The 26,090-nt window shown below is 48.5% G+C and carries 21 protein-coding genes; 2 read left to right on the top strand and 19 right to left on the bottom strand.

The window, feature by feature from the left end; all coding sequences use genetic code 11:
- Positions 1-189: 189 nt before the first annotated feature.
- From PGQ33_RS07780 to PGQ33_RS07845, 14 genes are all read right to left on the bottom strand, one after another.
- A complete protein-coding gene (locus PGQ33_RS07780; protein ID WP_118479220.1) occupies positions 190-819 on the bottom strand; it encodes a hypothetical protein in 630 nt (209 codons plus the stop codon).
- Positions 812-3,286, bottom strand: a complete 2,475-nt coding sequence (locus PGQ33_RS07785) for a hypothetical protein (protein ID WP_118479218.1) — start codon at positions 3,284-3,286, stop codon at positions 812-814. Before PGQ33_RS07785 ends, PGQ33_RS07780 begins: the two co-directional genes overlap by 8 nt.
- A complete protein-coding gene (locus PGQ33_RS07790; protein WP_118523227.1) occupies positions 3,283-5,400 on the bottom strand; it encodes a hypothetical protein in 2,118 nt (705 codons plus the stop codon). The genes PGQ33_RS07785 and PGQ33_RS07790 overlap by 4 nt, the downstream gene beginning before the upstream one ends.
- A 110-nt stretch (positions 5,401-5,510) precedes the next feature.
- Entirely contained in the window at positions 5,511-7,535 is a 2,025-nt protein-coding gene (ligA, locus tag PGQ33_RS07795) for an NAD-dependent DNA ligase LigA (protein ID WP_118479214.1), read from the bottom strand.
- Positions 7,535-7,858, bottom strand: coding sequence for a hypothetical protein (locus PGQ33_RS07800; RefSeq protein WP_003501931.1), 324 nt, complete (start codon positions 7,856-7,858; stop codon positions 7,535-7,537). Before PGQ33_RS07800 ends, ligA begins: the two co-directional genes overlap by 1 nt.
- The gene (locus tag PGQ33_RS07805; protein ID WP_025529721.1) at positions 7,855-8,112 is read right to left on the bottom strand and encodes a hypothetical protein; all 258 of its coding nucleotides are present in this window, start codon (positions 8,110-8,112) and stop codon (positions 7,855-7,857) included. The genes PGQ33_RS07800 and PGQ33_RS07805 overlap by 4 nt, the downstream gene beginning before the upstream one ends.
- A 66-nt stretch (positions 8,113-8,178) precedes the next feature.
- Positions 8,179-10,365, bottom strand: a complete 2,187-nt coding sequence (locus tag PGQ33_RS07810) for a PcfJ domain-containing protein (protein WP_118479212.1) — start codon at positions 10,363-10,365, stop codon at positions 8,179-8,181.
- 1 nt (position 10,366) lies between these two features.
- The gene (locus PGQ33_RS07815) at positions 10,367-10,981 is read right to left on the bottom strand and encodes a DUF7666 domain-containing protein (RefSeq protein WP_330663248.1); all 615 of its coding nucleotides are present in this window, start codon (positions 10,979-10,981) and stop codon (positions 10,367-10,369) included.
- Complete coding sequence (locus tag PGQ33_RS07820; protein ID WP_182439116.1) at positions 10,935-11,855, bottom strand: PcfK-like family protein; 921 nt, start codon at positions 11,853-11,855, stop codon at positions 10,935-10,937. Before PGQ33_RS07820 ends, PGQ33_RS07815 begins: the two co-directional genes overlap by 47 nt.
- A gap of 72 nt (positions 11,856-11,927) precedes the next feature.
- Positions 11,928-12,176 carry a hypothetical protein gene (locus tag PGQ33_RS07825; RefSeq protein WP_025529719.1) on the bottom strand — a complete coding sequence of 83 codons (249 nt, stop codon included), beginning with the start codon at positions 12,174-12,176 and terminating at the stop codon, positions 11,928-11,930.
- A gap of 15 nt (positions 12,177-12,191) precedes the next feature.
- Positions 12,192-13,985: a YodL domain-containing protein gene (locus PGQ33_RS07830; protein WP_118479208.1), complete on the bottom strand. Its 1,794-nt coding sequence runs from the start codon at positions 13,983-13,985 to the stop codon at positions 12,192-12,194.
- 42 nt (positions 13,986-14,027) lie between these two features.
- Entirely contained in the window at positions 14,028-15,185 is a 1,158-nt protein-coding gene (locus PGQ33_RS07835; protein WP_118479206.1) for a hypothetical protein, read from the bottom strand.
- 69 nt (positions 15,186-15,254) lie between these two features.
- Positions 15,255-17,528, bottom strand: coding sequence for an SF1B family DNA helicase RecD2 (gene recD2, locus PGQ33_RS07840; protein WP_270205561.1), 2,274 nt, complete (start codon positions 17,526-17,528; stop codon positions 15,255-15,257).
- Positions 17,529-17,542: 14 nt separating this feature from the next.
- Positions 17,543-18,610, bottom strand: a complete 1,068-nt coding sequence (locus PGQ33_RS07845) for a YqaJ viral recombinase family nuclease (protein WP_050624129.1) — start codon at positions 18,608-18,610, stop codon at positions 17,543-17,545.
- A 914-nt stretch (positions 18,611-19,524) separates the two neighbouring features.
- Here PGQ33_RS07845 and PGQ33_RS07850 point away from each other — a divergent pair.
- Positions 19,525-19,725, top strand: coding sequence for a hypothetical protein (locus PGQ33_RS07850; RefSeq protein WP_003501914.1), 201 nt, complete (start codon positions 19,525-19,527; stop codon positions 19,723-19,725).
- A 52-nt stretch (positions 19,726-19,777) separates the two neighbouring features.
- A complete protein-coding gene (locus PGQ33_RS07855) occupies positions 19,778-21,010 on the top strand; it encodes a site-specific integrase (protein ID WP_006874387.1) in 1,233 nt (410 codons plus the stop codon).
- A gap of 129 nt (positions 21,011-21,139) precedes the next feature.
- On the opposite strand, the gene lysS is transcribed toward PGQ33_RS07855, so the two are convergent.
- From lysS to PGQ33_RS07880, 5 genes are all read right to left on the bottom strand, one after another.
- The gene (gene lysS / locus PGQ33_RS07860) at positions 21,140-23,089 is read right to left on the bottom strand and encodes a lysine--tRNA ligase (protein ID WP_270205562.1); all 1,950 of its coding nucleotides are present in this window, start codon (positions 23,087-23,089) and stop codon (positions 21,140-21,142) included.
- 33 nt (positions 23,090-23,122) lie between these two features.
- Entirely contained in the window at positions 23,123-23,605 is a 483-nt protein-coding gene (gene greA / locus PGQ33_RS07865; RefSeq protein ID WP_008370118.1) for a transcription elongation factor GreA, read from the bottom strand.
- A 186-nt stretch (positions 23,606-23,791) separates the two neighbouring features.
- Positions 23,792-24,760, bottom strand: a complete 969-nt coding sequence (gene dusB, locus PGQ33_RS07870; RefSeq protein WP_270205563.1) for a tRNA dihydrouridine synthase DusB — start codon at positions 24,758-24,760, stop codon at positions 23,792-23,794.
- The gene (locus tag PGQ33_RS07875; protein WP_008370111.1) at positions 24,757-25,095 is read right to left on the bottom strand and encodes a DUF6145 family protein; all 339 of its coding nucleotides are present in this window, start codon (positions 25,093-25,095) and stop codon (positions 24,757-24,759) included. Before PGQ33_RS07875 ends, dusB begins: the two co-directional genes overlap by 4 nt.
- Positions 25,096-25,106: 11 nt before the next feature.
- Complete coding sequence (locus tag PGQ33_RS07880; protein ID WP_270205564.1) at positions 25,107-26,087, bottom strand: biotin--[acetyl-CoA-carboxylase] ligase; 981 nt, start codon at positions 26,085-26,087, stop codon at positions 25,107-25,109.
- Between the last annotated feature and the right edge of the window lie 3 nt (positions 26,088-26,090).

Genomic DNA, 26,090 nt, shown 5'->3' on the forward strand with positions numbered 1-26,090 from the left:
ACAAAATGTTACAGAAATGTCCTAATCAGATATTTTTCTTTTTAATTATAGGATAGCCTACTTTTCAGCACAAGAATAAAAATATGAATACATACAATAGTTTCAATGTCATGTTGGACAACAAGAACACCGCCGCAAACTATACGATTGCGGCGGTGTTAACTATGTATAAAATCTTCCTACAGGTTTTTATGTATGTATCCCGTATTTCGCCGTTTGGATGTTCTCTTCACCATGCAGGATTACTCCGCCACAGGTCTTTGTGCCCTGTACCATGTAGCCCTCAAAAAAGAAGCTGTAAGGCAAGTAATCATCTGTCAGGACGATGCGTTCGTAGTTGTACCAGTTAAAATGCTGATCCAGAAATTTCCCCAGTTTGTGCCGCAGGATAGGATTCTCCACTACAGCCTTGAGATTTTTCCGGCTGTGAAACTCCAGCGTTGGTCTGTTCTGTTCCGGAATGGACAACAGCCGCCACCGTGTTCTATCAACGGTTTCTCCCTCACCTGCCGCATATGAACGGAACGGCTCATAAGGCAGTCTTATTCGCTCGGTATAACCGGAAACGCTGTCTCTGCCAGCATCCTTCAGCCATGTGAAGGAAAACTCTAGCACTTTGGCACCGCCTACGGCATCACACAGCCGCAGTTCTGCATAGGAATGGATATCTTTGGTGATCAAATACTTTTTCTCCTCCAGCCGCTGCAATTCCTTTTTCAAAATAATAAAGTACTGCGGCGAACAGCCACTTCTGGAACGGGTCTTGAGGGAAATACTATCCCGATCCACATAAACTGTTGCCATTGTCCTATTATTCATAATCCACCTCGTTTCTGTTATGTGCTCCTGCATGATGCATGGCAGTCTGTATGACCAGGAATGGATGCTCTACATACTCCTCTTTTGCTGAGGTATATGCTGCTCCTCCCAGAGAGTCCAGATACTGCCATCCGTTTTTGGATTTTGAGATGTACACATAGAACGGTGCAAGCACATACTCATCCCGTTCATAGCAGCCCAGATACCGTCTTGCAAGTACTGCCACAACACCCAGCTCTGCCGCTTTCTGTGTCGTTAGGGAAACTGCCAGTTTCATTACTTCCTCTTTTTCAATATCATTGAGTCCGAAAGTATAGATACTCTCCAGGAACAGCACAGGCTTCTCACTGGTAACAGGCTTTCCGATATCCATGTTCTCCTGCGACAGATCAGCAAAAGAAAAATCGACGGCAGGCGGTTTTTGAAATGCACCTTTTGTCAAGCGGAGACAGGCACGAGCCACCACCGCTTCATCCTTTTTCACAAGGACAATCTTCTTATTAGAGTCAAAGGCAGCTAACAGGCACTCCCTCTGGCTTCCAGTACGGTAAGACAAGCAGGTACTATGAGGAAGTTCACCAAGCCGCAGAGTGTGGTAAAAATCATCCACCTCTTCTGCCCAAAATGCACCTCGCGCCAACGAAAGATTTTTCTTCCAGAGGCTCTCCTGCATCTCGCTGACAGGGTAGCGAATCTCACGCTGCAGGTCACCAGCAAAATATTTGAGTTTATAGAACTGGCCCATCAATTCAGCCTGTACGATCCGTCGCAACGCTTCAACAGCCAGCTCCTGCCCGTCCAGTTCCCCATAGAGAGCGCGTACCATAGCCGCGCCGCCCTGCAGTAAAAATTCCGTGACAGTCTCCCGGTTCTGCTCCACAAAATCGTCCGAAAATGCCAGTTTTTCTTTTAGATCCAGCCAGTCTGCATCTGTTGTCAGAATATCTTTCCGCACCTGCTTCCAATCCGTCCTTTCCAAAAGAGCCGTCATATTATTGAGGGTAAATACCGCATCCGACTCTGTAGTGAAATCCGGTATGAATGCCTGCAGCTGCGTATAGTGTTGCAGCAGCCCCATGGCAATCCGCCGGGTCAGCCCACAGATATGTCCAAATGAACCCCGATACCATTCGCTAAACGGCCTTTCCAACAGACATTTTCCAAGCTGCTCCAACTCTGCATCTCCTGTATACTGGCTGACCAGATCCCGTTTTATCAGCTGCCGAAGCGTCAGCAAACGCTGATCTATGGAAAGAGGTGTCAGCATAGTGTATAACCGGACATAAACCTCTTTCTGATGCCAAAGCTGATACATTTCCTCAAAGGTGTACTGCTGCCCTTCTTCCAGAAGCGTAAAGAAGCTGTCGCTGCGGTTCACAGAATCGCTGGCTTTCAAATTCTTCAGCGTCAGGGAATTGATGTTGCAGTGCTCACAAAAGCCCGGCTCAAACAATAGAGAGTATCGCCCCAAGGACAGGAACACTTCACTGTTCTGATCCACCAATTCCAAAAAATGCTTTTTTCTATGTTCCACCGCATAAATGAGAATTGAAAACTGGAATTGCCGGACAGCATTAAAATCCAGATGGAGCCTGCCGGCATACAGAGCATTCAGATAACTCAGTTGGTTGCATAAAATTTCTTCCCTCTGTTCCTTGCTCAAAGGATGTGGCTGGGAGATAAACCAGTTGAGGTCATATTGTCCGGCATGGTTGTCCAGCCAGAGGCCAAAAAAAGCAGACAAATCCTCTGCGTCATATTCAAATACAGCCAACAGCCGGCGGAATTTTCCCACATCGGTCATTTTCATCCACCGGAGATCTTTCAGTCGCTCTACTGACAGAAACAGCCGCACGCCATACCGATAAAGCAAGATGCAGACTCTCTGGAGCGGACAATTCTGTTCCAACAGTTCCAGAGCTTCCCGTTCATTTTGATGCCAGCAAAAAAGATACGAACCAAGAAACGGCTGCCGCATCATATCCCGCTGGTGCTCCGTCAGCATGGAAAGTCCCTTCCACTCCGCAATGGGAAAAGTCTGCAGGTTATCCAATATGACCTGCTCCTCTTCTTCATACATCACAAAGGGAAAATAGTATTTCAGGTATTCAAACCGCAGGGAAGGCAACAGTTCCAATTTCATGACTGCCAGCACCTGCTCTTGGGGATACGCTGTCAGTCTCTCTCCATACCCGTCTGCCGACTCTAAGGCTGAAGCAATTTCTTCATCGCCAATCTCCTGCCTGCACAACGCACCATAGAGCGCTGCAAAGTCCGGCACCCGAACCAGTTCTTCCTGTATCCGCTTTGTCTTTCGGATGTGCAGCCGTTCCTGTAATTGAAGTGTCTCCACCTGTCCACATGCCTGCGCTATGGCATCCTCTGAAAAGCTGCCTGTAAGCGTCGGAAGCAATCCGTCATCTTTCATTCTGGTCAATAGGGTCAGATGTTTTAATGTATTTCTCATGCTGCTTCACCTCCGATCATTGTCAGTACCATATTCAAAATCTCATGCCTTGGCCGGGGTTCAGACTCTACCAGTTCACCACACAGCTCAAAAAAGGCGTGTGCATCTTTGGCATCCATTGTCTGCACACAACCGGCGGGCCATTCCACTAACTTATCAAATGCCATATCCAGTACCTCTTTCTTCTCATCCCTGTAATAATATCCCCCTATGAATTTCACAAGAGATTCGGCGCTGCCGTTATAAAGTTGCTGCAGCTTTTCCCGTTTCTGTATGGTCCGTTTTTCCTGCTCCAGTCGTTTTTCCTGCTCCTTTCTCTCAGCTTCGGCTCTGTGCTCATCCTCCAACTCTTCCTTGGAATAGAATGTTTCCTTCAGCCGGTTGATTTCATAGCCGTTATACTCCCTGTGGAGCAAAAACTGCCGCAACACCGCTGCCAGCGCTTTTTTATCATAAAGGCGTTGGATCTCCGGTGCTTTTAAGGCACTTAAAACGAAGTCCTCATATTTTTCCGGCTCAGTCTGGAAAACTGAACGCTCCACCCAGTCATAGAGCTGTCGATGCTGCTCTGCAGATAGGAATGGACGGCTGATGTATGTTTTATATTCCCTTCTGCTGTAATACCCCTCACTCCTGACAAAGCATTCGTGAAAGTAAAACCGCTTGCCAAATATCGTTTGAAGTTGGGAAAAAGTGTACTCAGCCAGTAGCCTCTCTACAAACCGGAAACACCTCCAACTTGAAATTCTCAGGGCATACTCCCGCAGCAGTTTCAGTTGTGGCGCATCTTCACCATCTTGCCGATGCTGCTTGAAAAACTCCCATAGATTGATTTCCTTCTTTTCCGCCAGAAAGGCAAATGCCCGCCTACCGTTCGTATGCCAACTTCTGAAATATTCTCCATAGTCAGCTCCGGTCAGTTCCTGATATCTGGAAAGCCACTGTTTCAAAGGGATCGTCTGTCTGGAATGCAGCATCTGCAGGGTAAACAACTCCATGTAGTTATCCCGCTCCAGTTCCTTCGCCAGATTATCGTACTGAGGATCAAACACATCAAATCGGTACGGAAAATCCTTCTGTATCGTTTGATTCATCCATAACAGTGTTTTCGGTGCTGTGGGGTTCAAACCATATTGAACCGCTTCCCAGAGTCCCTGAAATCCTTCGTACTTGACCGTAAAGCTGTTATAGAACTGAAACAGCCAGCCAAGATACTCGTAAAATTCTTCCGAAAGATCCTTTGGAGCATTCAGAAGCATCCGCCCACACGCTGTTGCGATTTTCTCGGCAGTGATGCTCTTGGAACTCAACCGGTCCGGCAGCCTGTCCGCCCATACAGCGAGAGAGTTTGCCAAAATGATTTCATCGCAGCGATACCCTGCTTTAGTCAAAACCGAAAATTCGCGGCTGTCGGGCTTCATATTCATATATGGCAGTTTCATCAGCGTGCGCAGCACCAGGTCGGCTTTCCCGCGGTATTTCTTTGCCTGCTCTTCATAGAACCGGATGAACCATTCCAGCACACCAAAATCATATACCAGTGAAAGTGTCCGATTTTGTGTGAATAGATGACTGAGTTGGGTATGCATCACCTCATAGCCATGTTCCCTATCATCAAATAACGACAGTACAAACAGGGCTTCTTCCGTTCTCGTACACTCTCTTTCTGCCAGTTTCTCCAACAGGGCATGGCGCTGTGCCGCATCTGTTTCCAAAAGATACAGAGCGCCCTGCAGGTACACATCTTCTCCGGCAGATCGCCGCAATTTCTGGAGGAATGCTCCCCGCTGATTGCCCACAAACATATTGTCAGACTGGATCGCACAGGTATTTCCCAGCGCCAGGGCCAGAGCGCGGAGAACTCGGACATCATTGCCCAGTTTTTCCTCAAACCGCTCCAACACCTCGCCAGGATAACGCAGATGATATGGTTCAAAATAGCCGGACACATCCGTTTCCACCTGCCATATCTGCATCGCCCTTGTTTGTCGGTAAGTCCTTCTCGCCGTATCGTCCTGAGAAGTCTGTACTACCAATTCGGCAAAGGCATGGTAAAGCTCCAAATCAATAGCCCTCTGATATACCCGGTAAACCGGTATCCTGTCGATATGCATTAAAATCCCTCCTACCTGAAATCTTCCATAAAAGATATGGGGAGAGAGCCGCAGCATGGCTCTCTCCCCATTGATCAACTGACAGCATACCGATGGTATGCTATATTTTCTTACTCAGCGCCGGCCATGCTGAAGAACTCCGCAGGTGACAGTACCGTAACGCCCAAATCCCTGGCCTTGGACAACTTGCTGCCGGCATTTTCGCCGCAGACCAGATAATCCGTCTTCTTGGACACCGAGCTGCCGGCATGGGCTCCCAGTGATTCGATCAGGTCATTGATTCCGTCCCGGGTGTAGGGTTCCACCTTGCCGGTAACTACGATAGTCTTTCCTACAAAGGGATTATCCTGCACCCTGTCTTCGCTGTGTTCTGCCACAGCAGGCTTTTGAATACTCATCATAGTCTGTAACTCCTCCCAAATACAAAAATTATCTTCCACGCAGAACCAGTCGTGGATATTGTTATGCAATGTCTCCCCGAAATCCGGAAGCTGCCGGAAATCATAGCCGCCATAGACCGCATCCCGAAACTCATCCAAATCATAGTGGAACACACGACCCAATACCTTGCTGGCAGTATTGCCGATCATAGGAATGTCCATAGAAATCAGATACCGCTCAAAGGTGGTGTTTCGGCTCTGCTGGATAGCGTCCCAAAGGCGCTGCCAGGACTTTTCACCAAACCCATCCATGCGGACGATTTCAGCCCGGTAACGATCCAGACGGTAAATATCCAGATAACTATGGATAAATCCCTGACCGATGAATTTTTCCAATGTAGCCTCCGACAGCCCTTCAATGTCCATTGCCTTCTGGCTGACAAAATGGACGAACTTTTTCAGCCGACGTGTCTCGCAGTCAGGGTTATCACAGTACAGCGTCTTGATGATGCGATCCTCGCCATTTTCGCCCTTTCCACTTGATTCATGGATGCGGGTAGGCTGTCCACAGCAGGGACAAACATGGGGAATCGTATCCACCATAGAGAAGCCGCCTCTGTCCAGATTTTCCTCCACGTGGGGGATGATCATGTTTCGTTTGCTTACCAGAATCCGGTTTCCAGCCATCAGTTCCAGATCCTCAATAAAGGACAGGTTGTGCAGACTGGCCCTGCTGACCTCACAGCCATCGATTTCCACCGGCGTAAATACTGCTACCGGAGCAATCTCTCCGGTTCTGCCCGGCGTCCATTCGATGTACTGCAGCAGGCTCTCATGCAGGTCATCTTCAAACTTATAGGCCAGACCGTCCTTATAGTGATGTCCGGTGCGGCCGCAGCTCTGGGCATAGGCGATGTCGTTAAACGAAACCACGATACCGTCAATGGGGATATCTTTGTCAGTGGCATATTGCCGCAGCTGATAGATACCGGCTTCCACATTTTCCAGCGTCAGTTTCTGCTTTGTGACCAGATACTTACAGGGCTGGAACCCCAACGCGCGCAGTTCCCGTAGCTTATCTGATTTCCGGGTCAGGTGCGGAAAGCCCTCCAGCACACCAAACGGCATGAAAACCAGCCGACGCTCCTGGCATATCTTGGCATCCATCAGACGGATGGAACCGGCAGCCAGATTGCGGCCGTTTTTATAGGGCTTACCGCTGCTGTCCTGTAGGCTGGTCTTCAGTTCCTCAAAATCACTGGGTCTGATAAAGCCCTCGCCCGTCACAACCAGTCTCTCTTTGTAGGTGATGTGGGAAGGGATACCGCTGATGGCTCGGGTGTTATGGGTAATGATCTCCCCTTCGTCACCATCGCCACGGGTAGCCGCCTCCAGAAGTTCTCCATTCTCATAGGTCAGCTTTACAGTCAAGCCATCCAGTTTGAGCATCAGCATCACCTGCTGCTCACCCATGAAATTCAGAAGATCCATACTGCTCTTAGTCTTATCCAAAGACAGCAGCGGGATCTCATGTCTGGTTTTCTCCAGCCTGCTCACCGCAGGATAGCCTACTGTCTGGGTTGGCGAATTTGCCATTTGGATTCCCGTTTCCTGTTCCAGCTCTTTCAACTCGTCAAAGAGTCTGTCATAGACCTCATCTGACACACTGGGAGCGTTGTGGTTATAATACTCATCCCGATAACGGTTGAGCCGGTCATTCAAGTCTCTCTGCTTTTCAAAAATATTCCGTTCCATTATGCTGCCTCCTTTTCAAGTACCCGGAAGGACATAACCAGTTCTTCTTCCGTATGCTTCTGTTCACTGTCGAAAACACTGCAAACACCGTCTGCAAACTGCCAGTGGGCGGCTCTGCCCCACCAAAGGATCGGGCCGCGGCCGCCGTTGCCTCTGTTGGCAGACGCATCTGGCTGATTCGCTACGGTACTATAAAAGCCCTGCGTGTTTACCAGCGTAATGTTCCGTATCTGCCCAATACATTCCGGCCGACAGTGATCCAATATCTCCAACTGCGTCCCTTCCCGAAGTGTCCTGCGCAGCTGATTCAGGTTTTTGATCATGCAATTTTCTCCTTTCCCCGCCCCACAGGGCAATCCTGCTGTGCGGTATGCAGCCCATTTCTGCCGGCTGCATATCTGCCAAAATTCAATTCATGGACAATACGCTGAATGGCGTCATCATCGTCCCACGCTGCGTGAAGCGTATTCCGCTCTGGCCCGGCTCCCACATGGACACATACCTTTTCACTGCCAACCTGCAGCAGCACATCCTGTCGCCTGGCGCAAACCACTGCCAGATTTCCAATTTGTTTCATGCTCTGCTCCTTCCTTCTTCATCAATGACCGGACGCCCTCAAGGACGCCCGGCCATTCTCATTTTGTCACGCTGCAGCAGCCAATGCCGGAGACTGGATGCTATCCGTGTTTTCCATCAGGTCAGCCATCAGCACATCCGCCAAAAGCCTTCCTGCCAAATGGCCGGTATGAATGATGACCCGATCCTTCTTCAACTGGATAAACTCCTTCTCACGAAGAATCCTGCTTTCCGCAGCCAGCGCCTTGTCGCTTTCTGTCAGCCTGGCAGTAATCACCCGCTGCCACTTCTGCAGAAACTCGGTCGCCTGCTCAATGTCCTTCTTCTGCCGGTCATATTCCGTCCGTTTCTGCCGCACTGTTCCATCTGGCTCCACTTCCAGCGTGTAATAGGCATGGAAAGGATCAGCCGTTTTACGCAGAAACATCACAAAGCTTTCTCGCCGCTCAATCCGGTCCCAGTAGCGGTCACTGCTGCCTGCACAGTGATGGAGCGCACGCCCCTCGGTAATAATGTCCAGAATACCGTCTGGCACCACTACCATGTAATCCGCATCGGCGTACTCATATTTCGCTTTGATTTCCTGACAGATAGCATTAACATGGGGGAATTTCTCCTCCATCTCCTCGGCCTGCAGTTCAATATCCTTCTCCTGGCATTTGAGCACCAGATCATCGTGGCGCCGCCGCAGTTTTCTGGTGCGATATACGATCTCATCATATACATCCATGTGCAATTTCTTTGCCATGGAAAGATAATCCTCCCAGGTACGCAATACCTCATGGCTGTTTCTCCGGAAGGATGGCATCTGACGCCGTACATAGTTATAGACCTGCACCATGCTCATGCGGTCAGCAATGAACTGGACATCCCTGGGGCTAATGTTCTGCTGACACATCCACAAAAGGACATTATCTGGGATTTCCCTGTCGGTGCCCTTTTCATATTGCAGCCACCGCAGCAGATCACAGCCTCCATTATGGAGCCGAAGTCGCTGAAACCTCCTGCTGTCAAGGCCCAGAGCTTTAATCAGACTCCCGGCACTATGGTTTTTGATTAGTTCACTGACTGTTCCGCAGGAACTGAAACATTCCTTGGTAAGCTTCGGCAGGTTCACCTTGCTGATCTGCTCCATTTGCGGTATCCGTTCAAGCACTGCCAGATATTTTTCCGGGTCAACACTTTTCTGCTTCCGAATCCAGTTGACCAGCCCTGTGCATCGAAGTTCCTTCTGTTCCAGAGTTGGCAGCGTTTTTCCATAGACCCGTCCATCATGTGAACCAGACCAACTATAAGAACAGGGGCTTCCGGAAATCCAGCGCATATTTCGCTGTTTATACAGACCCCAATAGTAGGTTCTTGGTTTTCTTTCCCGGTCATAAATCGTGCGCCGGATTTCCTGACAATAAAGCTTGGAGTTTGGAAGGCTTTCTTTCCCATATGTCCGGTCAGCCTGAAATTCACGAACTACAAAACCGTCTTTGCATCGCTGGATTAGGTAGGCAAAATGTTTTTCTGTCTGCATATACCCCGCTCGTCCATAGGCTTTGAATACCACCGGATGTCGGCAGCAGCTACAGCGGCCTTGTTGATTGTGATGGGGATGCACCTTGATCGGCACTTCCTTTTCGCAGTAGGTACAGTAACCTGTTTTGGCGCCGCCCTTTTTGTAGTGGTAGTAAATGTAATTTTGCCGGATGGCAACCTTATCCACCCAGCGGTTCCAGTCCTTGGGAAGCTCCGGCACCTGTTCCATATCCTTATCCCATGGATCAGTTTCCCGCCGGTGCCGCTGTTCGAGCTGTTCCTCACGCACATTCCGCTGAAACTGCCGGATTGCCTCTACCGCTTTTTTATTGATGTTCAGATATGCCTGTATAGATGTCTCATCTTCCTCGCTGACCCAGTAGGCTTTGATATACCAGTATCGGCGCTTCCAGTCCAATCTGTCCAGTTTGGCCTCACACCATTTCTGGTTCAGGCTATTATAAGTAATAAATTGCCGCTTTTCTTTATCCAGATACACTTCGTAAGCTGGGCTATTCCCGTCTATGCGAAGATGCTCTGGGAAAAAGAAAGCCACCTTCAATATCCCATCCTGCGTGATGCATCTCAGGTAAACATAATACTCACAAACCTCCTGAACATATCCGTAGGCGATTTTTTCTTTTCTTGGCAAGTCTGACGCCGCGATCTGCTTCATCTCATCCGTCGCTGTCAGCTTGGGAAGTGCCATCAGGGCTCTTTTTTTCATCTCAATTCACCGTCCTTCTTGTCAAATCCACGCCATACCACACATCCGGCAGTAATGTGACACCATCAATTTGTCCTACAGCAACCTGTACGATACTTTCCGAATCCGGCGCTTCCTTCGCAAAAGCAAGGATGTCTCCCAGTCTGCCGGTGGCAACGGGGTCTTTCCCCCGTACCACCGCATAACCGCAGTTCGCCATTGCCCGGTTGGCTGCCACATGGGAACTCCACACCCTGCGCGGGTGATCTACCATGTAGGCCAAACCATGTAAAAACAGCTCCTCTTTGGTTAGCCGCTTAATCACAGTCAACTCCGTACAGGCGATTTTGGAGTCATGCTCATCTTCATCGATGTCGCCGCCGGCGTTGACAATATAATATTCCGAATGCTCCAGGCTGGAATAATAGCTAAGGCAGTCGAGCGGATTTTCCGCACAGTGAAATCCATTTTCCCTGCAATTTGCTTTTTCAGTCGTATTGAGCCCCATCACAAACTGATAGCCACGGCATATCAGCCCGGGGCGAAAACCCTTATAAGCAATCATTCTGCATTTTTCCTCCTTTGCCGGCTCAGCCTGCCTTTGCCATCCCAAAATCCAGCAGCGACATCTGCCCATCCTGAGAAGGCTTTTTTTCCTCCTGCTTGGGTGCCGCCTTGGGTTCCGTCTTTTTCTTCTCTGCCGCCTTCTTGGGTTTGCTCTTTGCAGAGGACTTCCCAGCATACGGCTTGGGAACAAACTTCTCCTCATCCTCATGGTCTTCCTTGGCATCAGGGTCACGGAAATAATCTTCCGCCCACTGATAGCACATATCATCCGGCACATCGCAGCCATATGTCTGCTGTCCGGGACCAGGGCGGGTTCCGCTTGCTTTTAGTTCATCCTGCACATAATCCCATGCCTTTCGGTTGATGTACTGGAAACAGCGGATCATGTTCTTTTTCGGATGCATCGTCAGACGGGCAAACGCCGTATCTTCCATACAGAGCATCTGGATATGCTCGGACACACATTCCTTCATATTTCGCCGTGTCAGTTTTTCTACATCGGTACTCACCCTCTGGGTAGAGGCCGCGATTACTTCTTCATCACTCATCGCTTCCAGACGGGCGATTTGCTCCTGCTCCGCGGCTTTCTTCGCCTGCTGTTTGGCGTCAAATTCCGCTTTGCGCTGGGCTTCAGCCGCCTCATGCTCCGCACGCTTTTTTTCTTCATCTTCTGCGGCGGGCGGTTGTGCCGAATTCCCCTCCTCAGCAGACTTCTCTTCCCCAGCAGGCGCTACTTCATCCGCAGGTTCCTCCTCTGCATCAGCCAAAGCAGTCTCACCGGCAGAAACCGAAGCCGCCGATACTGGGACAGTGTCTGTACCTACAGGCGGCACAGGCAAAGATTCCATCTCCTCCAGCTCAAAGGCTTCATCATCCTCAAAGGCTGCAGACGAATCGAACATACTGTTTTGCTGCTCCATTGCTATTTCTGAAAAAACACCCATTGTAAAATCTCCTTTCGCAAAAAATGGCATGGAGTAGGCCGTTATGACCCTTTCCATGCCATTGTGTGTTGCTCACAGCACATATAAAAGTGTGCTGAAGCTGTCAAAACAGTAGCAGACCACGCCAGTATACTGCCTTGACCATTCCTTGATTTTGTCCTGCACCTCCTGCGCAGTCTTTTGATTGCTCATGTTCCAGGGTGGAGGTACCGTTACGGTAAAGTAGCCATTCTCCAGACAACTTCTGACATCTGCCGGAAGATTGGAGCACTGCTCATACAGTGCTGTAATCTGGCTTTTCTTCTTTTCTGCAATACGCATCTGACCCCTATCCCTTCATTCCTGTTTTTGAGCAGGCTCCGGAAGTCTTTTACACAAGAATGGGGAGAAGCGTACCGGCGCAAAATCCCGGCAGTCATTCACATAGAAGTATGTGCGTTTGCCTTGGCAGTCCAGTTCCACCACATCAGATGGAGCCAACGGACGGCCTCTGTAATCTTCCGGCAAATGCTCATTAAAGTCCAAGAACAGGCGCCCCAGCACTTCCATGTCATTCTGCCCCTTTGGGCAACAGACCTCTGCGCTCCATACCGTCTGATAGGCGACGGCAGGCGGCTGTTCATATCCAGCTTTACGCAGTGCATCCAGTTGCTTGAACGCGAAAGGTACCGTCTGTGTCTCACCCAGGCAAAGCTGGTAAATGCAAAATCTCCGGAAAACTCTCTGGCTGTCCAGAATATCCTTCAGCGCCCGATTGCCCTGAGCAAGAAATATCTGATACTCTTCCTTTGTCAGCCCCAGATACTCTGTCAGATCCAAATCTTTCTCCGCTCTGGTGTGCCAAAGCTCGACGCAGCCATCTATATAGGTAAAATCACACTTACCGCACAGATATTGCTGCTTAAAATTCATTCTCTGCACCTCCTTTTCCTTCTGTTCTTTCTCCCGAAGGGCAAGCTGCCAATCATCAAACCCTTTATAATTCGGATTCCAGGTCAGCCGACGACATGCCATTCCATTTTTTCGGGCCATCAGATAGATCTTAGATGCCCCATTAGAGGTCATTTGGTTACTGTACTTATCCATATCATGAGCCTCAATGATCTCCTCAGTGCCATTCTGTGCCAACAGTGCAAACAGCGTATCCAACTGGCTTGTGTTGTTTGCGCCGGCAATCGCCGCAAAAGTCCGGTTTGTCAGGCAGTGTGAGATGTCTGCTTTCAGCAGTCCCTCAATGACATAGACCACTCGAGCAGATGGATGGCCAATAAAATGTACCGGGCTCCCGGATGTGACGCCCATATTTTTGGACGAGGACGAAAACCAGATGTATTTGGCTCCTGACTTATCCGGTGGATCATCTTTTTGCTTGAGCGGACTATCCAAAAGTATCTGCAGGCCATGTATCATACCGTCGTATCCCACAGCCGGAATCAAAATCCCTGCGTTTTTTCGGTAGAAGTTCATGGTCCAGCGCCCGCTGTCATCCAGATAAAAGCCGGGCACCCCCTCCACCTTGCATCCCTGTTTCATCAGCCGCTCGGTAATGGAGCGGCAAAGGAATGGGGGTGGAGTGCTCTTGAACCCAATCCGGTCGATCTGTTCATCAGACAGTCCCCGTTTTGGGGAGTGCAGATGGTTGCGGTGGGCAGGCTGAAGAGGCAGCATAGCGAGCAGCAGCGAAAGCGTTTGATGAATTTCCTGTCCGCTGGCCCGTTCTGCTTGCTGCACTGTTTTTAGTTCGCCCCTCCTCTCATATCCGGCAAGGTCGGTCTGAGTCCCCGAAACCGGGGACCCAGTGCCAGCCTGCTGGTTTCCTGCCATCTCATATCCAGAGTTCGGCCGTTCCCTGTGAAAATCGTTGCACAGGGCTTCTCCTATCTCCCAATACGCATCGGATGTAGTCGTATTGTTTAGCCGCGCATAAAGCGCAAGCATACCGCCATGCTCATCACAATAATTGCACCGCCAGACATTTTTGACGAAATTCACATTCATCTTGCCGCGGCGGTCACCACAAAACGGGCAATCCACATATACACTGTTTGCCTGTCGGCGTCTGATTCGTAGATGTAGAAGTTCCACTACATCCATAATACCGAACGGAAAATCTCCTGGATATGAGTCCATCTGTTCTCCCTCCCTTCTTGACCCCATAGATGGGGCTGCTTATCATCCGGCTTTCTGTGCGGCCATACCATCGAGCATGATCTGCGCCGCAGCACGAACGATATTGTTGGTGCTCTTGTTGCCTGGGGTGAGGTAGAATTTCAGACTCACCGGACGCTCCTTGGCAACTGTTGCCATGGTCTTTCCTTTGCTCAGACCACTATCCACCACCACATTCTGCGCTTCTTCAAAGGTCATTACCTTCAAGATGTCTTCTACCGGAGTGCTCTCCGTATAAGAAGGCGCCACAGGCTGATCGGGTGCTTCCTGTTGGACAACAGGCGCCACAGGCAGTTCTTCCGGTTCATCCGATTGGAATACGGAGGCGGCCGGCTGCTCAGACGCATCATCCTGTTTTGGACTGCTATCCAATGTAACCTCGCGGCTCGGTACCGGCAGCTCCATATTGGGAGCATTCTCCTCTACCTTGCCGGCAGGCAGTGTATCCATATTCTCCTTCTCTTCTGCAACCATCTGTTGGACAACTGGCTGTACCGGAGAAACCGGGGGCTGTTCATTCTGAACCGGCTTTGCCGCAGGTTTCTGAATAGGCGCCGGACGAGCAGGAGCATTACGGCCCTCTACGGCGTTCTGAGGCGCTCTTTCCGGCCGGGCATGAACTTCCCCGCCAGATTGCCGCAGCGCCGCTCCAGGGGCTTCTACGGGCCTCTGCGCCGCATTTGGCATCGGTTGCTGGATAGGAGCCGTCCCGGAAAGCGGAATACTGCTTCCAAACACCTTGCCCGTACTGTCAACAGCAACATCGGCAAACTGCAGACCGAAACCGGCATCCGACAGCGCAGCACTCAATGCCTCATCCTGGGCAGCCTGTACATAGTCGGTACCTTCTTCTGCACTGTGTTGCGAAATGTAACTACTGATAGGCTCTGCATCACTGCGGTCCAGATAAACTCTGGCCTCCATAATCGCAAGCTGTTCCGTGATCCGCAGAGTAGTCAGTTTCATGCGGCCCTGGGGGTGACGCAGGCGAAACCACAGCTTCTGATAGGGCAATTCCAACTGCAGCATTTCCTCATTGGTTTTTCTGGACACCTTATGGCGCAGAAATTTGAGCGGGTCAAAGCCCGGCACCTTGTTCAGTTCTGCCACTGCCGGAATTGTTTTGTACATCATAGGCATCGGATTACTTTTTTCGTTCATGTTGGAAACTCCTTTCTGACATAAAAATAGGAGACGCCAAGTGCCATTTCTGCACCTGACCTCTCTTTTTTAACTTGCGTTCTTTAATTGTTCTTCCAACGCAGCCGGAATTGGGATACCGGCTTTCTTTGCGTAGGCTTTGAAGTACATCTGAATACGCATACCCAGCAGCGTATTCCGCTTGCCGATCTCATTACGATGGATTGCCATAAACAATACCTGTTTCTGCCCAATCAGCACCACCCGCTTTTTGGCACGCGTGATTCCGGTGTAGAGCAGATTACGGTACATCATGATGGTGTGCGCTTTGAGCAGCGGCATAATAACGGTCTCATACTCAGAGCCCATAGCCTTGTGGATCGTAGTAGCATAAGCCAGATCCACATTGCTCAAATCATCTACGCCATATTCCAGCGTCCTGCCAGCACCAAAATCCATGCCGATCTTTTTGCCCTGGTCAGTGTCCTTAATATACCGGATGAAACCCAAATCACCATTAGATACCTTTTCTGTGTTCTTGGTCTGCATGATGCGGTCATTGACCCGGAATATCCTGGGGCCAAACTTGATTTCCTCCTCCGCAGAGCGGAATGGGTTGACCAATTCACGAATGGTCTCATTCAGCTGTTCCGACGACGCGGCACCTTCTGAACGGAAAGGTGAAAGAATCTGCACATTCTCAATGCCACTCTCCTGTATCTCCAAACAATACTGTTCTGTAATCTTTTCAGCGGTGTCTTCCTGACTATCACCAGACACGAAAACAAAATCCGGTCCATAAAACAGTTTGGTATTGCCCTCGTTGATAAATTTGGCATTATAGGCAATCAGACTATCCTTCGACTGACGGAAAATCTGATCCAGCACCGTTACTGGGACGATTTTGGTCTCGATGATTTCACGAAACACATTTCCTGCTCCTACGCTCGGAAGCTGATCTGGGTCGCCTACCAGTACGATTCTGGCATTTATCTTCATGCGTTCAAAAAATTTCTCAGCAAGCCACATATCCACCATGGAAAACTCATCCACAATGATTAAATCGGCCGACAGTGGCTCTGACTTTCTGTTCCGGCTACCCTCATCCTCTTCACTGGTCAGTCCCAGACCACTGTGTAATGTTCGGGCATCCTCAAAGCCGGTACTCTCCGACATCCTGCGGCTTGCCCGACCGGTAGGTGCCATAAGAGCAATTTTGCCATCAGGGTGCAGCCGCCGGTAAACCTCAAGTATCGTCCGCAGCACTGTTGTTTTACCAGTACCAGGAGAACCCGTAATTACTGACAAGCCATGCCTAAATGCTGCATAGACCGCAGCCTCCTGCTGTGCAGACAGGCGCAGTCCCATTTCAACCTTGACCTGTTCCAGCACCGGCGCAATATGCTCTACTGGCATCTGGGCGACCAGACGCTGGGCGATCCGGCGCGCCGTTTCGTCCTCTTGGGCAAACACTCTGGGAAGATAGATATTATCCTTCACGGAAACGACTGCTCCATTCAGGATCATTTCCTGCATCATATCCCTGACTTCCTGCTGATGCAGACGAAGCTCCGGTACAGGTATCTTCTCATTGAGCAGTTTCAGCGCTGATTTCTCCAGTTCTTCAGAACTGATGTACAGATGGCCTCGTTTACTCTTGCCCTCATCCAGCGCACAAAAGATAGCCCCTTTGATACGCATAGAGTCATGGAGATTGCCCCCGCTCTTTTGTACGATTGCATCTACCCGCCGAAATCCAAAGCCGGAGATCTGGCAAAGCTCAAATGGGCTCTTTTCCAAAATCTCTACGCTGGTCGGGCCGAAATATTGATATATTTTCAATGCCGTCTTGGGAGTAATCTTAAACGGTGCCAGCAAGGTCATAATTCCTTGGAGCATACGGTTTTCTGCATAAGAAGCTTTGATGTCCTCCAATTTACTTTCCGTAATGCCCCGGATCTCCAACAGCCGCTCCGGCTGGTGTTCCAGAATATCCAGTGTGTCCACACCGAACCGCTCCACAATGTCTGCGGCAGTTTTGGGACCAATCCCTTTGATAAGCCCGGAGGCAAGGTAGCCCTCTACGCCGTTTTTTGTTCTGGGCACAATTTCACGCCACTGCTCCACCTGGAGCTGGACACCATACTTGCCCTTTGTCCATTCACCATCCAGTTCCAACTCTACCGCATCTGTCCGTGGAATCTCATACCCCACAGCTGTAAAGCGAATCAAATGGTCTTTGTATCGCCTGTTTGACCTGGCCTCGGCTGGCACGCTCTGATCTGCGGTTTTTACACTGACGATACAAAACTTATTGGCAGGATTATAAAAAATCGTCCCGTCGTAGGTACCAATACAATTCATCCTTTTTCACCTCACTAAGCGGCCTCCATAATCGAGGCTCTAACACTGAACCGTCTGGATTCGGATACTGTAACAAACTGCTCGTAAATATCCGGATGCTCCAGTTTCAACCGAAGCAGGTTATCCTTGTCGATGATGGACTTGCGAACAGGGGTATAGGTAACCGTATAGTTCACTCCCTCCTGCTCACAGACTGCAGTGCAGCTGGTACCCATTTCCGCAATCAACAGTGCCTTCAGACGCTGAATATCCTTGTCGATTTCTTTGGAGTACACCTCTGCATTTTTCTTTTCATCCAAAAGCCGCAAATACTGCATGAGTTTTGCAGTCATATCCAGGTCGAGTGCAACGGCCGGGGCATTTTTATCTGCCGGGCCAAAGTGTTTGCGTGCGCTCTCAATAATCAAGGCCCCACTTTCTGTATAGGGCGGCGGCACATGGCGCTGCACATGGTTTTCCCAGAAATACTGCTCCAAAAAGACCATCTCAGCCTCATACTCGAAATCACGCTTGACCTCCCGGATAATAACTTCCTCCTCGTTGTTACCATACAGGCAGCAAAAGAAACATCGGTCAAGATCCGTTACTGCCATATAATGACGCCCCTGAGATTCATAGTAGACTGGAACAGTCTCCTTCCCATTCATCCACCAGTTATCTCTGGCATTATAGTTTGTGGTCTTGATCTCAAGGATCGCTGTGGTGCCATCCGGCAGTTCCACAAAGTAGTCCACATCAGCCAGCATCCAAGGATACTGGGGGTGCTGGAACATCTTTTTGATTTGGTAGACCCGATATCCGGTTTTCCGCTCGAATATCTTTGCTACCAGAGGCTCCAGCAAATGCCCCATTTCCATGGCAACCCAGTTGCCCTCATCATCTTCCACTGACGCTATGTTCAGTTTGTCGTAGTACAGATCCCTGGCTGTCCGGAATGGAGAAGTGCCAAAGATCGCCGATACATCGCTGCCGCCGATTCCACGGCGCCGGTAATCCAGCCAGTCTTCTTCTGAAAGATCTGCCGTTTCTACCAGCACCAGCGGTTCATGCCGCTTTCGTTCAGCACTATTGCTGCCAGACATATCAAATCCCCCTTCGTGATCTTCGGGGCAAAATAACTGCCCTCGCCATTGGTGCAACATTTCGGGGCCGGAGCGAAGATACTGCCTGTCTCTTCATCTTCCAGTCCGTGGAGTGTGCCGGCTTGACCCGCCGACCATTCTGCTTTCTTTTCTGCTTCACATTCATGTACATGACCTGCCTTTCTCAGTTTTGATTTATCCTTAAAGCCCTTTCAGGCTTACAGGCAATAAAAAAGCGAGAATGACAGACGGCATAAAGCCTGGCGTCCATAGTTGCCTATGAACCGATGTCATTCTCGCAATGGTGGGTAAATCCCGTAAAATAAAAAAGCCAGCAATATACCGGCCTGAAAAGGCGCAGTGATACTACTGACACAAGTACAAAATTAACAGCGTGTGCAATGCAGTCATTACTCCGCAACACAAGCCCTAAAGCCTGTGTACCCTGACGGGCAACGCACAAAAATCAATTACATTGCAATTCTAACACAATATATAGTGCTTGTCAATTCAAACATTCTATATATTGATTTTTGGATTTTCTTTAAATTTTCTTTCCTCTTTGCAGAAGTTCTTTCTTCCCCGCCTATTTATAGGATGTATCGGATCATTTGGTAATACCGGATGATCCCTACGCTCTTTTAGTACCTTGACAAATTCATAACCTCTATGGGGAGTTATACAGGAATTCTGGACAGTGTGCGATGACCACAGAAGCGCGCCCATAATCGAAGTGCTGCACAGCAGCAGCCTGAAATACACGGCAGAACCGTTCTGGCGTAGGAAATGGCCCCATTAGAGTTCTTTTGTTATTTCAATACCTCCTGACCTCAAGACCGTTTTCATTGTTTTTGTTGAAAACCTTCTTCTACAAATCGTAAGGGATCATTGTAATCGAAAAAAGGAGGACGATTATGGAGAAAAGAAAACCGAATGACCTACCGCCGGAGCAGTGCTTGGCTGTTGATACCGATACCCTTTGCAAACTGTTGTGCTGTGGAAGGCACACTGCAGTACAGATTGGGGATCTTGCCAATGCACGCATTACCATGAACACCCGTGTCCTATGGAGTGTCCAGCGTATCAAAGAATATCTTTATGATATTTCCGGCTAAATAACCATGCCAGTAAGGCGCACTACACTTTTATAATCAGGAGGTACCAGTAATGGCAAAAGTGAGAAAAGACAACAAAGGACGAAATCTTCGGCCCGGAGAAACACAACGGGCAGATGGCAGCTATATGTATGTCTACAAATTAGGCACTAAAAAGAAATATCTTTACGACTCCGATCTCGCAAGTCTTCGTGTCAAAGAAAAGCAGATCAACAAAGATAAGGATGATGGCATCCGTACTCAGGAAGCCATGAAGCTTACCCTGAATGATATGTTCAAGGTCTACATGAATAACAACATCAAACTGAAGCCCTCTACCAGAGCAAATTATCTTTACCTGTGGGACTTCTATGTGAAAGAAGAGCCTTTCGCTAACATGCCTCTGCCACAAATCCACAGAAGTGATATTCTCGCGTTTTATACCAAACTGCTGAAACACGGCTTTGCTATCAACTCACTGGAGAGCATCAACACCATTGTTCACCCTACGCTTGAAATGGCCGTGGACGACGATTACATCCGCAAAAATCCCAGCAAGGGCATTTACCGCAAGCTCAAAACGGATGGCAGCGCTCCAAAGCCTAAACGGCGGATCGCGCTCACTAAAACGCAACAGCAGAATTTCCTGCGTTTTATTGCCAAGTCCCCTACATACAGCCATTGGCTCCCCATCATGACTGTGCTCCTTGGAACAGGAATGCGTGTCGCAGAATGTACCGGCATTACCAAAAGCGATATTAACTTGAGCGAAAACACAATCTCGGTCAACCACAACTTAATCTACCGGGTCATTGACGGAAAAGCCGGATTTCACATTACCACTCCCAAAACTGAGAGCGGTACACGAATTATCCCTATCCTCTATCCAGAGGTGGCCGAGCAGCTTCGCCTCCAGATTGAAACCATCGACGCATTGTATCCAGACGATCAACTGGTGTTAGGAGGAGTGCACGGTTTTGTTTTCCGCAACCGAACCGGCTCATTCATGAGCGCCCACAATATCAATCGGGCGATTGAGAGAATCAGCGTAACTTACAACATGGAGGAAATGGATCAGGCTGAACTGGAAGACCGTGAACCGGATCTGCTCCCTCATTTTAGTGTTCACAACTTGCGGCACACCTTCTGTACCCGGCTCTGCGAAAGCACCAACGATGTTAAATTCATTCAGCAAGTCATGGGGCATGCCGATTTCTCTACTACAATGGACATCTACACCCATATCACACAAGAGAATATGCAGGAGAAGGCAAAAAACATTAGTGTGAACATGAAGCTGATGTAAAAAAGAAAGGCGAATCTGCATTTTATAAGCAGATCCGCCTTTCATATTGCTTCATCCGGTTTCGTAGGGTCTCGCGCAAAAGTTGTAGAAAAGTTGTAGTAACGCGATTTTTTGTAGTAAATGACCTCTTTAGTACAGCTTTGCTCCTGCCGGAATACTGTCATCCAGCATCAAAAGATTTAAGCCTTCCCGTCCGTCATACTCGTACACTGCGGAAATCAGCATACCCTCGGAATCAATACCCATCATCTTTCTCGGCGGCAGGTTTGTGATTGCCACACAGGTCTTACCAACCAGCTCTTCCGGCTCGTAATACTCGTGAATACCGCTTAAAATGGTGCGTTTCCGGTCTGTTCCGTCATTCAGTGTGAATTTCAGGAGCTTCTTGGACTTCGGCACTGCCTCACAGGCTTCGATCTTAACCACTCTGAAATCAGACTTGCTGAATGTCTCAAAGTCTACATCATCTGCAAACAACGGCTCGATTTTCACCTTGGAAAGATCAATCTGTACGCTTGGCGCGGACACGGTTGCATCCTCTGCAGAACCATTTACCGCTGCTTTTTCGGCTTTGTTTTCAGCCTTCTTTGGGTCCAGGGTCTTCATTGTCGGGAACAGCAGCACATCTCTGATCGCCTCAGCCCCTGTCAACAGCATACACATACGGTCGATACCGAATCCGATACCACCTGTAGGCGGCATACCAATTTCCAGTGCGTTCATGAAGTCTTCATCTGTTGTGTTGGCTTCATCATCACCCTGTGCAAGCAGTTCTTCCTGTGCTTTGAAACGTTCTCTCTGATCGATCGGGTCATTCAGCTCTGAGTATGCATTTGCCATTTCCCATCCGTTCATGAAGAACTCGAAACGTTCTACATAGTCCGGATTTTCCGGTTTCTTCTTTGTAAGTGGTGAAATCTCAACCGGATGATCCATAACGAATGTCGGCTGAAGAAGGTGTTCTTCTACATATTCTTCGAAGAACAGATTCAGAATATCACCTTTTTTATGTCTTTCTTCAAATTCAAGATTGTGTGCTTTCGCAAGTTCTCTTGCCTGTTCAAGAGTTTCTACTTCGTTCCAGTCAACACCTGCATATTTCTTAACAGCATCAACCATTGTGATACGCTCGAACGGCTTTCCGAGATCCATCTCGATTCCTTTATATACAATCTGAGTAGTTCCAAGAACTTCCTGTGCAACAAAACGGTACAGGTTCTCTGTCAGATCCATCATGCCATGATAGTCTGTGTATGCCTGGTAAAGTTCCATCAGAGTGAATTCCGGGTTATGTCTTGTATCAAGACCTTCGTTACGGAATACACGTCCAATCTCATATACTCTTTCCAGACCACCAACGATCAGTCTCTTCAGATAAAGTTCCAGAGAGATACGGAGCTTCAGGTCTTCGTTCAGAGCGTTGAAATGTGTCTCGAACGGTCTTGCAGCTGCTCCTCCGGCATTCTGTACAAGCATCGGAGTCTCTACTTCCATAAAGCCTTCATTTCCAAGATATTTACGGATTGCGGTAAGGATCTTGGAACGTTTAATAAAAGTATCCTTTACTTCCGGGTTCATGATCAGATCCACATATCTCTGACGATAACGGGTATCTGTATTTGTCAGTCCGTGGAACTTCTCCGGAAGGATCTGCAGACTCTTTGAGAGAAGCTTTACAGCAGATGCATGAATGGAAATCTCCCCTGTCTTTGTTTTGAATACTTCTCCTTCAAGACCTACGATATCACCGATATCCATCTTCTTGAATGCTTTATATTCTTCTTCTCCGATACTGTCTCTTGCTACATAAGACTGGATATTTCCCTGTAAATCCTGCACATTACAGAAAGATGCTTTTCCCATCACACGTTTGGACATCATACGTCCTGCGAGTACAACGTGTTTTCCTTCCAGTTCATTAAAGTTGTCTTTCACTTCCTGGCTGTGATGTGTTACGTCATATTTTGTGATCTCAAAAGGATTCTGTCCGTTTGCCTGCAGTTCTGCAAGCTTCTCACGGCGCACCTTTCTTAAATGATTCAAATCCTGTTCTTGTCCATTGTTCTGCTGTGTTGCCACTTTTTTCACTCCTTCTCTCTGCTGTATACCATCTTATACTGAACGATTGATCTTCAGTACTTCGTACTCAATAACTCCTGCCTGTGTCTCAACTGCTACTACGTCTCCGACTTTCTTACCGATCAGGGCTTTTCCTACCGGAGATTCATTGGAAATCTTACCTTCCAGGCTGTTTGCTTCTGTAGAACCTACCAGCTGAAATACGATTTCCTCTTCAAATTCTTTATCATATACATCTACTGTACATCCGATGTTGATGGTATCAAGATCCACGTCATCTTCTACTACAACTTCTGCATTCTTGAGGATTTTCTCAAGTTCTTCGATACGTGCCTCGATATCACGCTGCTCGTCCTTTGCTGCATCGTACTCAGCGTTCTCTGAAAGGTCTCCCTGTTCTCTGGCTTCTTTGATCTTTCCTGCTACTTCTTTTCTTTTCACAACTTTTAAATTTTCAAGCTCATCTTCCAGTTTCTTAAGTCCTGTATAGGTGAGTAATGTTTTCTTTGCTTCCATTATAATTCTCCTTACTTACCGACAAATCATTTTCTATTCAAGCCGCAGATACTGATTTTATCCGCATTTAAAGCTACTTTCACAATTTCATTATTATACATATTTCCAGCGGCTGTGTCAACAATTCTTTGCTGGTTTAATATATGCAAAAACGCATTCTCTCATGCGAAAGAACACGTTTTATGTCTATCCGATTTTTTCCATTAAAAGGTTCTCCAGTTCTTCATAACTTTCCACCTGATTGATCTCATCTCTGAGCTTCGCAGAACCCTGCATTCCCTTGGTATACCATGCCACATGCTTGCGCATTTCACGGATTCCGATATAATCTCCCTTGAACTCGATCTGCAGTCTTGCATGACGCAGCATTGTTTCCCGGATCTGGTCTGTGCCCGGTCTTTCCGGAATGGATCCGGTCTCTTCATATGTCAGTAATTCCCTGAAGATCCATGGATTTCCCTGGCAGCCTCTTCCGATCATCACACCATCACAGCCGGTCTGCTCAAACATATCCAGTGCCTTCTGTCCGCTTGTCACATCCCCATTTCCGATTACAGGAATCTTCACTGCTTCTTTCACCTTACGGATAATCTCCCAGTCTGCATTTCCGGAGTAATACTGTTCTCTGGTCCTTCCATGTACTGCGATTGCCGCTGCACCTGCTTCTTCTGCAACCTTCGCAATCTCCGGTGCATTGATACAGGTATCGTCAAATCCTTTGCGGATCTTTATCGTCACCGGTTTCTTGATCGCTCTCGCTGTCTTATATACAATATCATAGATTCGCTTCGGATCCTTCATCAACGCCGAACCTTCTCCATTGCGCACGACCTTTGGAACCGGACAGCCCATATTGATATCCAGGATCTGAAATGGAAGTTCTTCGATCCGCTTTGCCTGCTCGGAAATGATGTCCGGATCTTCCCCAAAAAGCTGAAGTGATACCGGGTATTCTCTTGGATCGATCGCAAGTAACGCCTTGGTATTCTTATTCTTATACCGGAGCGCCTTTGCACTGATCATTTCCATGCACAGAAGCCCTGCTCCCTGTTCCTTGCATAACAGACGAAATGGCAGGTCTGTTACCCCTGCCATCGGTGCCAGCACATAACGGTTCGGAAGCTCTACATTTCCTATCGTCAGTGTCTTTATCATTCAATCTCTTCCCCCAAAAAAAATACTTTGTAATAAAGCTGAAGCTGTGTCAGAAGCTCCTGCTTCTTCTCGTCTGTCTGAATCTCCTTGATCTTCAGACGGCTTCCGATCTCGTCAAACATCGGATCTCCCTCTGCAGAAGTCACTTCAAATTCCAGCTCCCCATTCTCCTCAAATACAAGTGTAAGGATTCCCCCGACATCATGTACATACAGCACACACATGATCTTCAATTCATCTTTGATGTGCTGTGGCAGATTATCAAAATCCGGATTCATATAAAATTTTTCTTCGTAAGAGTTGGCTCCGCATAATACGATCTTATCCTGATACATAAATTCTCCTTCTATACATACCCATAAATTCCACGTACCGAAACTTCTCCGGCAAAGACAGACTTTCTGCTGCCGTCTTCACATTCTACCTGCAATTCCCCGGTCTTGTCAATCCCCAGTGCCAGTGCATCATATTCATGTTCCGGTTCCAGTACACGCACCCGACGCCCACAGTTTACCAGCAGACGGTTATAATCTTCCATGATCGGCTCCAGACTCCCCGCCTCGCAGACCGCTTCGTAGGCTTTTTCAAAATGCTCCATGATCGTAGCGATCAGCTCAAACCTGCGAAATTCTTTGCCCGCTTCGATCCGCAGTGAAGTCGCTGTCTTTGCGATATCTTCCGGAAAGGACTCCATATTGACATTGATTCCGATTCCGATCACTACATGATTGATGTAATCGATCTCTGCGCTCATCTCCGTCAATATCCCACTGATCTTCTTTCCACTCACGACCAGATCATTCGGCCATTTGATTCCTATATCCAACTCGGTCTTTTCACGCAAAGCTTTCGTTGCCGCATATGCCATGACAAGTGTCAGCATCGGTGCATCTGACGGATTCATCACAGGTCTTAACAGAATCGACATGGAAATACTGCTGCCCGCCGGTGATTGCCAGCATCTGCCGCGTCTTCCTTTTCCCGCCGTCTGCGTCTCCGCAACAAAAAGAGTTCCATCTGCACCTCCGGCCTCGCCAAGTGTTTTAGCCCGGTTATTAGTCGAATCGATCTCGTCATAATACTCCAGATTTTTCGCCATCCATTTTGTCTCCAGACAGCTTTTTATCGCATCTGCGGTAATCCGATCCGGAATATCCACAATGCGATAACCTTTGTTTCTCACGGCTTCAATCTCATAGCCTTCTTCTTTTAACTGGTTGATTGCTTTCCACACAGCAGTCCTGGACACCTGAAAGTGGTCACAGAGCTGCTGCCCCGACAGATACCCATCGCTCTGCCGGAGCATCTTTAATATCTCCGCTTTCATGCT

Origin of the sequence: Coprococcus sp. AM100_B19A, assembly GCF_027662015.1 — a bacterium.
Lineage (GTDB): Bacteria > Bacillota > Clostridia > Lachnospirales > Lachnospiraceae > Allocoprococcus > Allocoprococcus comes.

Bases quoted from the DNA above. Each gene is read 5' to 3' on its own strand.
- PGQ33_RS07780 (WP_118479220.1), bottom strand. From the start codon at position 819: ATGAATAATAGGACAATGGCAACAGTTTATGTGGATCGGGATAGTATT.
- PGQ33_RS07785 (WP_118479218.1), bottom strand. From the start codon at position 3,286: ATGAGAAATACATTAAAACATCTGACCCTATTGACCAGAATGAAAGAT.
- PGQ33_RS07790 (WP_118523227.1), bottom strand. From the start codon at position 5,400: ATGCATATCGACAGGATACCGGTTTACCGGGTATATCAGAGGGCTATT.
- ligA (WP_118479214.1), bottom strand. From the start codon at position 7,535: ATGGAACGGAATATTTTTGAAAAGCAGAGAGACTTGAATGACCGGCTC.
- PGQ33_RS07800 (WP_003501931.1), bottom strand. From the start codon at position 7,858: ATGATCAAAAACCTGAATCAGCTGCGCAGGACACTTCGGGAAGGGACG.
- PGQ33_RS07805 (WP_025529721.1), bottom strand. From the start codon at position 8,112: ATGAAACAAATTGGAAATCTGGCAGTGGTTTGCGCCAGGCGACAGGAT.
- PGQ33_RS07810 (WP_118479212.1), bottom strand. From the start codon at position 10,365: ATGAAAAAAAGAGCCCTGATGGCACTTCCCAAGCTGACAGCGACGGAT.
- PGQ33_RS07815 (WP_330663248.1), bottom strand. From the start codon at position 10,981: ATGGGCAGATGTCGCTGCTGGATTTTGGGATGGCAAAGGCAGGCTGAG.
- PGQ33_RS07820 (WP_182439116.1), bottom strand. From the start codon at position 11,855: ATGGGTGTTTTTTCAGAAATAGCAATGGAGCAGCAAAACAGTATGTTC.
- PGQ33_RS07825 (WP_025529719.1), bottom strand. From the start codon at position 12,176: ATGCGTATTGCAGAAAAGAAGAAAAGCCAGATTACAGCACTGTATGAG.
- PGQ33_RS07830 (WP_118479208.1), bottom strand. From the start codon at position 13,985: ATGGACTCATATCCAGGAGATTTTCCGTTCGGTATTATGGATGTAGTG.
- PGQ33_RS07835 (WP_118479206.1), bottom strand. From the start codon at position 15,185: ATGAACGAAAAAAGTAATCCGATGCCTATGATGTACAAAACAATTCCG.
- recD2 (WP_270205561.1), bottom strand. From the start codon at position 17,528: ATGAATTGTATTGGTACCTACGACGGGACGATTTTTTATAATCCTGCC.
- PGQ33_RS07845 (WP_050624129.1), bottom strand. From the start codon at position 18,610: ATGTCTGGCAGCAATAGTGCTGAACGAAAGCGGCATGAACCGCTGGTG.
- PGQ33_RS07850 (WP_003501914.1), top strand. From the start codon at position 19,525: ATGGAGAAAAGAAAACCGAATGACCTACCGCCGGAGCAGTGCTTGGCT.
- PGQ33_RS07855 (WP_006874387.1), top strand. From the start codon at position 19,778: ATGGCAAAAGTGAGAAAAGACAACAAAGGACGAAATCTTCGGCCCGGA.
- greA (WP_008370118.1), bottom strand. From the start codon at position 23,605: ATGGAAGCAAAGAAAACATTACTCACCTATACAGGACTTAAGAAACTG.
- dusB (WP_270205563.1), bottom strand. From the start codon at position 24,760: ATGATAAAGACACTGACGATAGGAAATGTAGAGCTTCCGAACCGTTAT.
- PGQ33_RS07875 (WP_008370111.1), bottom strand. From the start codon at position 25,095: ATGTATCAGGATAAGATCGTATTATGCGGAGCCAACTCTTACGAAGAA.
- PGQ33_RS07880 (WP_270205564.1), bottom strand. From the start codon at position 26,087: ATGAAAGCGGAGATATTAAAGATGCTCCGGCAGAGCGATGGGTATCTG.